Raw genomic sequence first — 13740 nt, 5'->3', positions numbered from 1 at the left:
TTAATTAAAAAATGAAAAACAAGTTGTTAAGCATAAACGAAGCCTCAAGAACCGTTAATTCTGGAAGTAACAAAGTTACATTACTCGATAATATTAATTTAACTGTAGAAGAGGGTGAATTTATTTCACTTATGGGACCATCGGGATCTGGAAAATCTACCTTATTAAATTGTATAGGAATGTTAGATAGTTTTACCGATGGCGGATATGTGTTTTTAGGTGAACCAGTACATCGCATGAAGGAGAAAAACCGTTCCAAACTCTATAAGGAATACATCGGTTTTGTATTTCAAGCTTATCATTTAATTGATGAACTCACGGTTTACGAAAATATCGAAACACCACTGCTTTACAAAAATGTAAAATCGTCCGAAAGAAAAGCCATGGTAGCCGATATGTTAGATCGTTTTAATATTGTTGGAAAAAAAGATTTGTTTCCGGTGCAATTGAGCGGTGGGCAACAACAATTGGTTGGTGTAGCTAGAGCTTTAATCGGAAAACCAAAATTAATCTTAGCCGATGAACCGACAGGAAATCTAAACTCAAAGCAAAGTGAAGAAATCATGGAGCTTTTTTCAGATTTGAATAAGGCAGGTGGGACCATAATCCAAGCGACACATTCTGAAGAAAATGCCTCTTATGGTTCACGAATTATTAATCTTCTGGATGGCAAAATAGTTTCAGAATAAGAAAAAAAATTATGATTTATAAACTGATATTACTAATCATCCTATCACTGATTAATTGGGCGGGTTTTGCTCAAAACAGAATCAATAAGAGCTATACTTTACAAGAATGCATTTCTATTGCTTTAGAAAATAATCTCAATTTGCAATCAACCAAACTATCGGCAAGTTCGGCTAAAGTAGATTATCAACAATCTAAAGCTAACTTACTACCTAGTATTAATGGTGATTTTAACTTGGGCGTTAATGACGGTAGAAGTATCGATCCTTTTACCAATAATTATATCAATCAGGAATTGACATTTTCTAATATGGGATTGAGTTTAGATTTGACCATTTTCAACGGATTTCGATTATTAAATTCAGCGAAACAAAATCGTTTGAATAAAAAAGCTTCAGAAATGGAAATTGAAGCCGCGCAACAAGATTTAATACTTAATGTGACACTAGCTTATCTTCAAGTATTGAATGCAAAAGACCTTTTAGCATTGGCAAAAGCACGTTTGGAAACTACCAACGCTCAAGTCGAAATTCAAGAAGATTTCTACGAAAATGAATCAGGAAACCCTGCAGATTATGCAGATATTTTAGGGCAAGTCGCTAGTGATGAAACCAGTGTTTTAGTATCTGAAACCAGTTTGAACAATGCTAAGTTAAGCTTGTTACAACTGTTAAATTTAGAGGAAAATGTTGTAATAGATCCGAAAACATTGATTCTAGATTTTGAAAAATATAATTTATCAGCCGATGAAGTATTTGTTGAAGCAGTACAAAACTTAGCGATCTTTAAAGCGCAAGCTATACGAATTGATGCTGCTGAAAAAGGAGTGAGTGTTGCAAAATCACAATTTACACCAGCCATATCTATATTCGGGGGTTTAAACACTAACTATTCTAGCGCTGCAGAATTATTCACATCAAACGGAACAAATTTTGTAGAAACAGGAGATTTTGTAACTATAGATGGACAAGATTTACCGATTATAACAGAGGAAACAGCATTTTCATCTGGCGATATTAGCTATACCGATCAATTAGATAATAATCTAAACACCGTTGTAGGTATTGCTGTTAATGTTCCGATTTTCAATGGTTTTAGAGCCAAAAATAACGTCGCACTCGAAAAAATAAAAGTAAAGGAATCTGTTTTAGAATTAGAGCGCACACATTTAGAAATTAGAAATGCGATTGCCCAAGTTCACTTTGATATGGAAGCCGTTTATAAACGTCACCATAGTTTAGAAAAACAGGTAAAAGCCTACGAAGAATCATATCGTATCAACGACATAAGGTTTAAAAATGGTGTTTCTAATTTCTTGAACTATATCACCAGTAAAAATAATCTAGATAATGCTAAAGTAAATTTAGCTAATGCAAAGTACGAATATTTACTACGAGTAAAAGTTTTGGATTATTATAGAGGAACTAATTTATGATAATAACATTGTGCTGAAATAGATACATTTAATAGCTTTTGAGTTAATCCTTGTCTTAATAAAGTAGTTATTTTATATGTTCTTAATTAGGCAAAATGATGTATTACCGTAGAAAACATGGAAGAGGCTTTCGCTATGTCGATGACTCTAATCAAACCATAAAAGACAAAAAATTAAAATTGTGGTTTAAATCTCTAGTTATTCCACCAGCGTGGACCGATGTAGAGATTAGTGCCAAAAAAAATGCTAAAATATTAGTGGTAGGTCGTGATGATAAAAATCGCAAACAGTATATCTATAACCCTAAATTTAGAGAAAAGCAGAATCAAGAAAAATTTGACCGCATTGTTAAATTTGCCGATAATATAGAACATATGAGGCGAGTTACAGGGCAACACCTTAGAAAACGAAAATTATCTAAAGAGAAAGTATTGGCCTGTATGGTACGTCTTTTAGAGGCGGCTTATTTTCGGCCAGGTAATGACTATTACGCTAAAGAGAATAGTAGTTATGGCCTAACCACAATGAGAAGTAAACATTTGCAGATTGAAGGTGAGGAACTCGTATTTAGTTACAAGGGAAAATCTGGAAAGGCACAAGAGCGTCATATTGTTGATAAGAAGTTAGCCAAAATAGTAAAGGAAATAGATGATTTGCCTGGTTATGAAATATTTAAGTTTATAGATGAAGCAGGAGTAAAGCATGATGTGAAAAGTGATCATCTTAATAACTACATTAAAGAAATTATGGGAGAAGAATTTTCTACCAAGGATTTTAGAACATGGGCAGGAACTGTAATTGCAGCGTTGGCATTAGACGAAATTGGTTTGTCTAAAGAACAAGATCAAAAAGAATTAGATAATAATATTCGTGAGGCCGTAATTAAGGTGAGCGAAAGACTAGGAAATACTCCATCGGTTGCCCGTAGTTCTTACATTGATCCGCGCGTAATAGATGAATATATAGATGGCAAAACCATTAATTATTTTCAAAAGGAGATTTCACGACTTTTAAAGGTGAATGAAAATCTTTCGCGAGAAGAAATTGGTGTGTTGTGTATGCTAAAAAAGAAATTGAATTAGATGAAAGGAAACCTTATTTTTCAAAAGTTTTCATAATTCGTTTTGCTGAAAATCCATGTATTAAAATGGAAATTAAAATGACTAACGCCACGATTGAAAAAATGTGGTTTAAATCATTAAACTGTCCATGCTTAATGGCGTAAGTGAGATAAAAAACAGAGCCGATACCTCTAATTCCCAAAAATGATATAGCTAATCGTTTTCCTTTATCCAGTCCTGTTCTTTTCAAGCTGATGTATCCTAATAGAGGTCTAGCAATTAGAACCAAAAAACAGGCAAAGATAAATGTCGGCAAGGTTATAAAATTTAATATTCCAGCCATAACGGAGCCACCGAAGAAAATCATCCAAAACGTAATTAAAAATTTCTCCGTATTGGTTATAAAATCTAAATTTGGATCACTTTCTGTTTTTATATCTTTAGTATGTTTATGGTAATTGGCAAATAGACCAGTAAAAAATACACTCAAAAAGCCATACGAATTGAGCATTTCAGCTAATCCGTAAGAGATAAATGTTAAAGAAAGTGCCACAAAAGCTTGATGTATTTTACGCTCATAATTATTTGATAATTTTTTGGTAAAATAGCTATAACAAAACCCTATGACCGCTCCAATTAAAGTCCCGATAGCTACTTTATAGAGTACATAATAACTTAGCCATTCTTTCCATTCCTCAACTCCTAATGCATTTTGCTTAGACCATAAAATTGCTAAAAACACGAAAGGAAATGCCAAGCCGTCATTCAATCCGGCCTCAGCAGTTAAATTATACTGAATGCCAACATTCTTAGATTCGACGGACTGCTTTTTGTTCAGTTGAATTTCAGACGCTAAAGCAGGATCTGTAGGTGCCAAAACTGCAGCGAGAAGTAAAGAAATTGGACCGTTAAAATTTAATAAGTAATGGGATATTAAGAAAACAACCCCCATAAATAAAGGCATCGTTATACTTAATAATCGAATTGGATTCTGCCACTCTTTCCAAGAGTAGTTAAGCCCAATTTTTAAGCCAGCCACCATAAGGCTAATGATAACCACTAATTCTGAGAACCGTAAGGTTAAATCAATTTCCCATACCGGATTAGGCCACGGCAATGGCATATTAATATAATAGAGAAAGGCACCAAAAATTAATAATGGTATTGTAAAACTGAATTTAAATTTCTTTATTAGAATAGGTAAAAAACTCGCTAGAAGTGAGGTTATACCTAATATTAATAGTACAATATAGTATCTATTCACAGTGCCTTTTTAAGTATTAAAAATCTATGCTGGTACTTTAGCTGCTATTGGCATCCGTTCCCAATTGCGATGTTTAGCTATGGCATCAATAAATGCTTCAGGCTTCGCATTAATAAAGATGGCTTTATCATCCTTATAATCGCCCACAAAGGTGTCATCAATTAAATGTTCACCTTCATTAGCTACAGCTATGGCTTTGCAGTGCTTAAAAGCTTCATTAATAAACTTTTTATACTTAGGTTCATCTTTCAACTTATCAATTGATTGCTGCCCACCAGGTATATAAATAGCATCAAATAAAACACTTTCTGTAGTCATAATAGAAGCATCGACATCGTGATCCATATTTTCATCACATTTAACGGTGCCTCCGTGTGGTGCAATTAATTTTACCATAGCATCCCCGGCTTCTAACGCTTTTTTCATTGATTTATAATCGCTCATCGAGAACCCTTCCGCCACTAGCACGGCAATTTGCCTTGTTGCGATAGAATCAAATTTTGTGTGCGCCTGACTTAAAGCATTGTCACGTTCTAAATAATTTTTCTTTTTTGGTGGTTGCTGTTTACCAGAATTATCGTCAGCACCGATGGCTTGGTTAACCGGTTGCTCAATATTTTCAGGAACATTAAGACCTAAACCTTTGGCGACTTTCTTGGCTAAATCACTATCAATTTGAGCAATTTGATACAACATGCGCTCTTTAATGGATTTGTGGGTACATTTTCCTAACTCAAAAGTATAGGCATCTGCAACGTGTTCTTTCTCCCAGTCAGCCAGACTTCTGTAAAATAATGCAGGTTGCGAATAGTGATCACTAAAGCTCTCGCTACGTGTTCTTATTTTTTTGGCATCAATGCGCTCTTCATAAGAATGAAAGGCTCCTTCAGACATTTTAGCTAAATGAGGACAACCGCCACCCAAAGAATTTGGAAAATAAGCAGTTTGTCCTTTAGGAATATCCATTTGCATATGTCCGTCACGCTGATTATTATGTGTATTAGTAATTGGACGATTGATTGGGATTTGATGAAAATTAGGACTACCTAATCTTGATAATTGAGTATCACGATACGAAAATAATCGACCTTGCAACAATGGATCGTTTGTAAAATCAATACCAGGAACAATATGTCCCGGCAAAAATGCAACTTGCTCAGTTTCTGCAAAGAAATTTTCTGGATTTTTATTTAACGTCATTTTACCAATAATCTCTACAGGAACCATTTCTTCAGGAATTAGTTTAGTAGGATCTAATAAATCGAAATCAAATTTATGTTCATCTTCTTCTGCTACGACCTGAATGCCTAATTCCCACTCTGGAAACTGACCAGCTTCAATTGCTTCCCATAAATCACGTCGATGAAAATCGGCATCTGCACCATTAATTTTTACGGCTTCATCCCAAGTCACTGAATGTGCTCCTAATTTAGGTTTCCAATGGAATTTCACAAAATGCGATTCATTTTTAGAATTAATTAATCTAAATGTATGAATACCAAAACCTTCCATCATACGTAAACTGCGAGGTATGGCTCTGTCGCTCATGGCCCAGATATGATTATGAAGTGTTTCTGTGGTTCGGGAAATAAAATCGTAGAATGTATCGTGAGCCGAAGCCGCTTGAGGAATTTCATTATTAGGTTCTGGCTTAACCGCATGGATTAAATCTGGAAACTTCATAGCATCTTGAATGAAAAAAATAGGCATATTATTGCCCACCAAATCCCATGTGCCTTCTTCTGTATAAAATTTTACGGCGAAACCACGAACATCCCTGGCTAGATCTGGCGAACCCTTTGAGCCAGCAACCGTGGAAAATCTAGCAAATACAGGTGTCTTTCTATTGGTATCTGTAAAAATACCGGCTTTACTATATTTTTCAATACTGTCATACAATTCAAAATAGCCATGTGCTGCGCTTCCTCTGGCATGAACAATGCGTTCTGGAATACGTTCGTGATCAAAGTGGGTGATTTTTTCCCTCAACAAAAAGTCTTCTAATAGGGTAGATCCTCGTTCTCCCGATTTTAGGGAATTGTTGGTGTCATTGATTTTTAAACCTTGGTTAGTGGTCATTACCTTGTCTTTAGCATCTTTTTCAAATTGCTTAAGGTCTTTCGTTTTCTTACTTTCTGAATTGTTCTTTTTTGCCATGGTTAATAATTATGAAGTTGAAATTGACTTTTCAAAATTGAAAATTTTGATCACTAAATTCTTAATATTTAATGATATACTTTAGCACAAATACTTTTAATTATAACTGTATCGCTAAACTAAGTCTGAAATGTTTTCATTAATTTTAGTTGTTTTCTAATTTATAAAGGGCATTCTTAGAAGAAAAATTCAGTAAAAATGATTCTTCTTAAGGTGTTGAAATGTTTTTCTCAATATCTGAATTTAAGAAACTTAAGAAACGTTAAAAACCAATTCAATTGAATTGGTTTTTAACGTTTCTATGTGCATTTAACTATTCTTCTTCAGAATTACCATCGGGAATCATTTCGATATTTCGTTGCATCTTATCCATAGAATCCGCGATTTTATTTTTTTCTGAATCTGAAAGTTCATTAATTTTAGTCGTCTTTTTTAGATTTCCTTTTCCATCGGTCTCCAAATTAACATCTTTAGTTTGTTTATTGAAATTTGATGATTTTCTATAATTATCTTGAAAATCAGCATGTTTTTTTTCGTTACTCATAATTTTAAGTTTTTAGTTCTACAATAAGGCACCTTTAGAATTTACAAATGATATAAAAACAATACTTTATAAATTACTCCGTCTATATTCTAAATCGATTGGTGAAAGAATTATGAGAATTAATTATCTTTCTTTGATTTTCTCACCTTACGATCATCATCATCTTTTTTACCGTATTGATTGTAATGCTCTGTTTTCTGAGCACCCTTCTCGTCGGTAGCATTTTGATAAAGCGTCTTTTCATGATCTGTTTTCGGATTTTCTCTATCTTTTGACATCTTTTGAATTTTTTGGTTAAACTTATTTGGCTTTTTTGTTCAATCGGTTCTGCGCAAGTTTATCTAACTTGTTATCTGCATCATATTCTTCATCTAAGGTTTTCTGCAATTTTGAAGCGATATCATCATATCCTAGTTCTTTGGCAAACCTAACCGCCGTTCCGTAACCTGAAATTTCATAATGTTCTACACGTTGCGCTTCTGCGATTAAGCCAACATTCATTATGTCGTCATTATCGGCTTCTTTAATAAAACCTTCAGCCTCCTTAATGAGTCCTTCCATAGCTTTACATTTTTCACCGCCTGGCTTAATATCTAATTTCTCGCAAATTTCTTCTAATCGTGATTTATGTTCTTTGGTTTCTTTTAGATGGTCTTCAAACGATTTTTTCAAATCAGAATCAGATGCATTTTTAACCATTTTAGGAAGTGCCTCAACAAGTTGGCTTTCTGCGCTATATAAATCTTTTAATTGGTGTTCGAATAATGATTTTAAGTCTTTCATATTTTTTTTGGATTTTAATTAATTACTAATTGTAACTAAAAATAACTATTGAAAAGCGTTCTTAATATCGCAAAGACAATTTAAATTGACTCAAACCATTTTTAATTTGTAGATTTTAATGAGAGTAATATAGAATAGATAATTTGACCTAAGAATGGATTATAAAGGTAGATTCGAATATTATTAACAATTAATGTTGGGCATTATAGGTTTCATATTAAGCGTTAATTATAAAATGAATGGGTTTAAATGAGCCTCCATTACTATCCTCAGCAGAGCAAGCAGTGAGACAAACTAATAAATCCATTTGAGCCAAAAATTTTATAGAATCACCCGGTTTTGAAGTCGGAGGTAAAACGGAGAGTTTCCCATCTTTATCGAACTGTACATTCATAAAAATATTGAATGCCGTAGGGATATCGTCTATAGACAATCCAAACGGTTCTAAGTTGGTATATAAATTTTCTAAACAGCTTGGGTGGTAACCTTCGTAATTGTACATAATTTTAAAGGTCTCTTTGCTGCAGGGAGCTAACAAAAAGTCATTTCTGCCATTAGTGTCTTCAATAATCTTAACCATCTGATTAGAACGATTGCTCCATAGATGATTTCCTTTGGTTAATAATATGGATTCTTCAAAATCTAAAGATTTACCCGAGGACAATTTTTCATTAAAATCCTTACGGTTAAAAAGCACCATATCGCTTACTTGTTGTCCTAATGGATCAATAACGGTTAAGGTGTCTCCTTTTTTGAGCTCAAATGCTTTACCGCTTTGTGTATCTATAACATGTTTTGTTTTCATGGATGTTAAGATTTAGAGTGAAAAGGACATTTCCACTGGTTGTCTAAATTTCTGCCACTATACTGTTTAACTTCAGAATCTTTTCTGAAATCTTTAAGCATAGGGTTAATATGACCTTGCAGTTTTTTATCGCGTTTACGGATTCTCTTTTTAACTTTTTTATAGGTTCCCATTTCCCGTAGTTTCTCAAATTGCCAATGTAAATTAAAAACAATAGTGGTATATGGACTTTGACGTGCTATTCTAGAGCTGTTAGGATGTAGACCAACAATATAAAAGGCTTTTCCTTTTAGGCTGAAGCTAAAATTAGAATCTTCTGGATTTTTGCTCACAGTTGTATCCCATTCGGAATCATCCATGTCGTGCAGTCGTTGAAGCGCTTTCCATAGTGCTTTTTCAAAATCAATTTCAGTTTCAAAATGATTATTAGGAAAAACAGCCAGTAGGGACTCAAATTCGTTAGATTCAAAATCGTATTGATCTAAAAAGGAAGCGATGTCGTTTAAAAGTAATTTTAAAGATTCTACATCCGTAATGGAATCATAAGTTTTTAAATGATAATTGTCCGTCATAAATAGCGTCTTAGCCATTATGCAAGGATGTTTCGCTTCTAAAATAAAATTCTTGTACGCTGTTTCTACGTCGCTAGTTATGTTGCTTGTACTCATATCGTGTGTATATATAAAGAAGTTTTTATCTCTAACTCTACGAAATTACAAGCTAAAGGAGGGATTTATTAACTCTATTAAATTTTCATTTATCGCTTTTGGTATAATTTTCATGTTCTGATATCTAATTATTTAAATAGGTTAATAATTGGGGCATAAGCACTAATCGAAGCTTTGATAAAGCTCTATTTTTATCCTATTAAATTTTTTTGATATGACTTTACAAGATTCAATTTGGTTAGTATTATCCGTATTAGGTATTTTTTCTATTATTATAATAATAACGCGCGTATTTGGTTTGAGAACTTTCGCTAAAATGTCGAGTTTTGATTTTGCATCTACAATTGCCGTAGGCTCTGTTTTAGCGTCTATAATTCTTAATACTGATTATACTTTATTAAAAGGTGCGATAACCCTCACAGCGATTATAGGGTTTCAAACCTTGTTTTCATTCTTAGTGCGAAAAAATGAATTTATTAAATCATTATTCACCAATAAACCACAAATTATTATGTGGAATGGTAAGATATTATACGATAGACTTAAAAAATGCAATGTTGGTGAAGATGATCTTATAGCCAAATTAAGAGAGGCGAATGTTCATCATTTTGATGAGGTCAAAGCTGTGATTTTTGAAAGTACGGGAGACGTTTCTGTAATTCATAATAATGAGAATAAAGGTATAATGCCGCAATTACTTAAAGATATTAATACACAACACATAAAACAGTAATGCTAGATTTTCTAAAAAATAATAAAAATGCTATTTATGGTGGAGCATTAGCAACGTTATTTACAGGGTTGGGAATTTTCCTATTGGGAAATGTTTCTGGCTATGAGGCAAAGCACTTATTGAAAGAATCTTTAGAAGGTTTAAATATGTTGTGTAATACTATAGTACTTGCTTCTGCTACAATTTTGGCTTTATTATTAACGTTATTAAGTGTGAGTTCTAGTTCACAAAATACCATTAAAAAAAGACACTATTATCAGGTATTGAGTATTGCCAAATTCGATGTCATTCTTTTTATTTCTGCATTAATAATTTTTCAATTTTTTAATATACCAATTACAGAATCGGATAACGTTCCGACATCATGGTACGATATGATTTATTGGGTGACTTTAGCATCGACCTCCGTAATTAGCGGAATGATGATTGGTGTAATTTTAATGCTCTATAATGCCGTGACTAATCTTATAGCAATCATAGGCTTAGATGAGGACCATCCCATGCTTTCTAATGAGGAGGCTGACGAGAAGATTGAAGAACAGAAAGACGAAATGAATGAAGAAATGAACGATGAAAATTAATCTTTTGGCTGTGTTATAATAATATAAAGCATAATTCCATTTAAAAGAAAAGAGATGCCATTGGTGATAATTATGGGCCAATCTTGCTTCATTATACCGTAAACGGTCCAGAGCCCTACGCCAATGCAGAGTATTACAAACATATAAGGGCTTACATCTTTAACCTTTTTTGTTTTAATAGCTTTAATAATTTGAGGTAATACCCCAAGTGTTGTGAATATACCAGCTGCTATACCAATAATTTCTTCTAAATTCATTTCTAAATTTAAGCAGAGTCCACTTCATCGAATAACAATATAGCTATTTTCTTTAACTGAAAAACTACCTGTCATTAAGATCCTTGAAGACGCTAGGACTGATATGGTATTTTTCTTTAAAAATTTTTGAAAAGTAACTCAAGCTTTTTAGGCCAATCCTTGAGACGGTTTCCGAAACATTGATATCTTCATTTTGAAGGATTTGATAGGCGGTTTCTAATCTTACATTAATTACAAATTCATTGACTGTAAAATTATAAAGATGTTTGAAACCTGTCTGTAGTTTGTTGGGATTTAATCCTGAAGCTCGTGATAACGCAGATATCGACAAATCTTCATCTAAATTTTGTGAGATGTAAGAAGTTGTTTTTTCTATACGCTTTATTTCATTAATTCTTAAAATTGTTTTGTTAGACTCATTTAATTGGTCGTCCTCAAATTGCAATAATTGATTCACAAATATTTGCAATCCTATACTTTCTAAATAGAATTTTCGGACTAATTTCAGATTTTCGTATTGGGATATGTTCGTTAGTAGCGTTTTGAATTCAATACCATAAAATCCATCATGATAAAATGTATTTTCAGCAAGAACATCTTGGTACAATTTCCTTAAATCCTCAGTCACGCCCGTCATCTCACAAATTGTACTTTTCAGAAATATTTCTCTATTAATCTCTAAACTGACAATATCGGTTTTTACATTTTTTTTGAACGAAAGGATGTGTCCATTAGTTGTATTGCTTGCCACAATAGCACACTTATATTGTGCAATTTCATGAGTGTCTTTTTCATCGGCAAAACGGTGATATACGGGGCCGTTAACTGAATAAATGTATTTGATAGGATGAATTTGGTCGACGGTAAAGTCAATCCTAATATCTTCATAAAATTCACATTGGTAGATTATTATGCCCAAGCCGTTGTCAAAATTAATACCTCTTATTTGGCCTTTTCCTATCGTATGAGGTAATTCTAAATAATATTCACTGCAACTTTCGTGATAGTCCACATTAAAACATTGAGCAATGCTTATAATAACTTCTTTAAGAGGTATGGAACTTACTTTACAAATTTTCATTAAATGGTATCGAAATTGGGGGTTGCCTATAGGGTTGTGCTCAATTTACGAATTAAATAAGGTAATTACAGTTGTACAATCTAAAATTTATGACATTACAGTTTAAATAAGTAATTTAATTAGGATTTAAAACCTGAGTGTGTCGTGGTAATAACGGATAGTTCGAAGAGATAAGAATCAACAATTAAAATATGAGATGAGTTAAAATTAAATGTATTAAAGAACACCATTGAGCGCTTAAAATTTTACCTTTTGCATAGTATAAATCTAAAAACTTTGAACAATGAATAAATTAGGAAAAATACTTGTGGTAGCTGCTGCAACTTCAGGGATAGCTTATATAACTAGAAAATGGTGGAATATTCCAAGTGAAAAATTAAAAAGTTCGGATCATACTTCTCGGATAAAAACATCTAAGTCAAACACCCAAAAACCGTCTAATGCGAATAGGGATTTGAACGATAATTCAGATTCTGATGAAAGAACGCAACGGATGTATAATGACTTAGGAATGACAGAAGAGCAAAGAAAACGCTATGTTGCGGATTATCGCGCTGTTGTTGATGATTGGAAGAATAAAAATCCGAACCAAGATATGGATGAGCAAATTATGGAAGAGCAACACAGTGCGACCTTAAACGCTGTATTGAATGAAGCACAATATGCCATGTACCGTGATTGGTCTAAGCAAAATCCGAACTAATTCTATAGAGACGGGTTTTAAGCCATCAGAATTTTTGATCAATTATCAGGATGTGTTGAGTTAAACTTGAATTACAAGATTTATCTTTGCACATCTTTTAGTAACCAATCATCAATAGAATCGTTATTTTTATTATGTAGAACTACCATATTGCCTGTAGTTTCGAATATCACGGCCTTTACTTCCGAAAGTTTTACAACATTAGCCTCTCGTAATTTTGACCGTAAATCACCTTCGGTGACTCTAACAGCTTTCAGGTTTTCCGTTAAAATAACTTCACCATCCATTAAAAGCGTAGGCTGATTGTCTATCACTTTTCTAAACCATTTGAAACGTCGAAAATAAGCAGCGATAAGTTGAAGGGCATAAATCATAACTAATCCCAAAGCTCCTTCTAAAAAACTTACTGCGTCTGCTAAAATTGTGGTTGCAGTAATGGAACCTACAGCAACGGTCATTGCAAAATCGAAACTCGACATTTTAGAAAAACTCCGTTTTCCAAAAATACGTGTGTAAATTATTATTGCGGAATAAATACCAATACTGGTTAGTACTATTGTAATTAATGATTGCGCGGAATAATCAAACAAACTACTAGGTTGATTGTTAGAATTTTGTGCAAATAGTAATAGCTGTAATGCATAAATAGTGCTCATAGTATTATCTTTTTATGATTAAACGGTCATTGTTATTCTTTAAAATATAGTTAAAATCTTAAAATTTTAATAATTTTTTTATCACGATTGAATTAATTCTTATCTTAATAATAGTAGATTTAATTTAATAAAAACTAACAGTTATGAGTTCAAAATCAAATGATAGTAAAGACAAGGCTAGAGAGATTCCAGATTCTAGTACTAAAAAATCCAGAGAGAGTAAAAGTGTCCATAGTCCATTAGATAATTCTCAAGAAGATGGGTGGAAACCTAAAGCCAACAGTGAAGAAGAATAACAATAATTTAAAGTGCCAAGTTCTAATTA

General features: G+C 32.9%; 17 protein-coding genes. 7 read left to right on the top strand and 10 right to left on the bottom strand.

Annotation, left to right across the window (positions count from 1 at the left end; genetic code table 11):
- The first annotated feature begins 11 nt into the window (after window positions 1–11).
- The 3 genes from QMA06_RS07565 to QMA06_RS07555 all read left to right on the top strand — a co-directional run bounded on the left by QMA06_RS07565 (window position 12) and on the right by QMA06_RS07555 (window position 3204).
- Window positions 12–689, top strand: coding sequence for an ABC transporter ATP-binding protein (locus tag QMA06_RS07565; protein WP_290206265.1), 678 nt, complete (start codon window positions 12–14; stop codon window positions 687–689).
- An 11-nt stretch (window positions 690–700) separates the two neighbouring features.
- A complete protein-coding gene (locus QMA06_RS07560) occupies window positions 701–2122 on the top strand; it encodes a TolC family protein (protein WP_290206264.1) in 1422 nt (473 codons plus the stop codon).
- 95 nt (window positions 2123–2217) lie between these two features.
- Complete coding sequence (locus QMA06_RS07555) at window positions 2218–3204, top strand: DNA topoisomerase IB (protein ID WP_290206263.1); 987 nt, start codon at window positions 2218–2220, stop codon at window positions 3202–3204.
- A 13-nt stretch (window positions 3205–3217) separates the two neighbouring features.
- Here the strand turns inward: QMA06_RS07555 and QMA06_RS07550 are convergent, their stop codons facing one another.
- From QMA06_RS07550 to gntA, 7 genes are all read right to left on the bottom strand, one after another.
- Window positions 3218–4447 (bottom strand): cation:proton antiporter, encoded by a 1230-nt coding sequence (locus QMA06_RS07550; RefSeq protein ID WP_290206262.1) that lies wholly within the window; start codon window positions 4445–4447, stop codon window positions 3218–3220.
- 24 nt (window positions 4448–4471) lie between these two features.
- Window positions 4472–6604, bottom strand: coding sequence for a catalase (locus QMA06_RS07545; protein WP_290206261.1), 2133 nt, complete (start codon window positions 6602–6604; stop codon window positions 4472–4474).
- 313 nt (window positions 6605–6917) lie between these two features.
- Window positions 6918–7148 carry a hypothetical protein gene (locus QMA06_RS07540; protein WP_290206260.1) on the bottom strand — a complete coding sequence of 77 codons (231 nt, stop codon included), beginning with the start codon at window positions 7146–7148 and terminating at the stop codon, window positions 6918–6920.
- 119 nt (window positions 7149–7267) lie between these two features.
- Complete coding sequence (locus QMA06_RS07535) at window positions 7268–7426, bottom strand: hypothetical protein (RefSeq protein ID WP_290206259.1); 159 nt, start codon at window positions 7424–7426, stop codon at window positions 7268–7270.
- Window positions 7427–7448: 22 nt separating this feature from the next.
- Window positions 7449–7931 carry a YciE/YciF ferroxidase family protein gene (locus QMA06_RS07530; RefSeq protein WP_290206258.1) on the bottom strand — a complete coding sequence of 161 codons (483 nt, stop codon included), beginning with the start codon at window positions 7929–7931 and terminating at the stop codon, window positions 7449–7451.
- A 217-nt stretch (window positions 7932–8148) separates the two neighbouring features.
- Window positions 8149–8736 (bottom strand): urea carboxylase-associated family protein, encoded by a 588-nt coding sequence (locus QMA06_RS07525; RefSeq protein ID WP_290206257.1) that lies wholly within the window; start codon window positions 8734–8736, stop codon window positions 8149–8151.
- Between the two features lie 5 nt (window positions 8737–8741).
- Window positions 8742–9404: a guanitoxin biosynthesis heme-dependent pre-guanitoxin N-hydroxylase GntA gene (gene gntA / locus QMA06_RS07520; RefSeq protein ID WP_290206256.1), complete on the bottom strand. Its 663-nt coding sequence runs from the start codon at window positions 9402–9404 to the stop codon at window positions 8742–8744.
- Window positions 9405–9618: 214 nt separating this feature from the next.
- Between gntA and QMA06_RS07515 the strand changes: the two genes are divergently transcribed.
- Both QMA06_RS07515 and QMA06_RS07510 read left to right on the top strand, forming a co-directional pair.
- Window positions 9619–10137: a DUF421 domain-containing protein gene (locus QMA06_RS07515; protein ID WP_290206255.1), complete on the top strand. Its 519-nt coding sequence runs from the start codon at window positions 9619–9621 to the stop codon at window positions 10135–10137.
- Window positions 10137–10718 (top strand): hypothetical protein, encoded by a 582-nt coding sequence (locus tag QMA06_RS07510; RefSeq protein WP_290206254.1) that lies wholly within the window; start codon window positions 10137–10139, stop codon window positions 10716–10718. Before QMA06_RS07515 ends, QMA06_RS07510 begins: the two co-directional genes overlap by 1 nt.
- On the opposite strand, the gene QMA06_RS07505 is transcribed toward QMA06_RS07510, so the two are convergent.
- Window positions 10715–10975, bottom strand: a complete 261-nt coding sequence (locus QMA06_RS07505) for a SemiSWEET family sugar transporter (protein WP_290206253.1) — start codon at window positions 10973–10975, stop codon at window positions 10715–10717. The genes QMA06_RS07510 and QMA06_RS07505 overlap by 4 nt on opposite strands.
- A 64-nt stretch (window positions 10976–11039) precedes the next feature.
- Window positions 11040–12056, bottom strand: a complete 1017-nt coding sequence (locus tag QMA06_RS07500; protein ID WP_290206252.1) for a helix-turn-helix domain-containing protein — start codon at window positions 12054–12056, stop codon at window positions 11040–11042.
- Window positions 12057–12339: 283 nt separating this feature from the next.
- Here QMA06_RS07500 and QMA06_RS07495 point away from each other — a divergent pair, with 283 nt between their 5' ends.
- Window positions 12340–12759, top strand: a complete 420-nt coding sequence (locus QMA06_RS07495; protein ID WP_290206251.1) for a hypothetical protein — start codon at window positions 12340–12342, stop codon at window positions 12757–12759.
- 80 nt (window positions 12760–12839) lie between these two features.
- Here the strand turns inward: QMA06_RS07495 and QMA06_RS07490 are convergent, their stop codons facing one another.
- A complete protein-coding gene (locus QMA06_RS07490) occupies window positions 12840–13415 on the bottom strand; it encodes a DUF421 domain-containing protein (RefSeq protein WP_290206250.1) in 576 nt (191 codons plus the stop codon).
- 143 nt (window positions 13416–13558) lie between these two features.
- On the opposite strand from QMA06_RS07490, the gene QMA06_RS07485 reads away from it, so the two are divergent.
- Entirely contained in the window at window positions 13559–13711 is a 153-nt protein-coding gene (locus QMA06_RS07485) for a hypothetical protein (protein ID WP_290206249.1), read from the top strand.
- The last annotated feature ends 29 nt before the right edge of the window (window positions 13712–13740 follow it).

The organism is Winogradskyella bathintestinalis (assembly GCF_030407435.1).
Classification (GTDB): Bacteria; Bacteroidota; Bacteroidia; order Flavobacteriales; family Flavobacteriaceae; genus Winogradskyella; species Winogradskyella bathintestinalis.
This window is presented reverse-complemented; position numbering and strand designations above follow the sequence as displayed.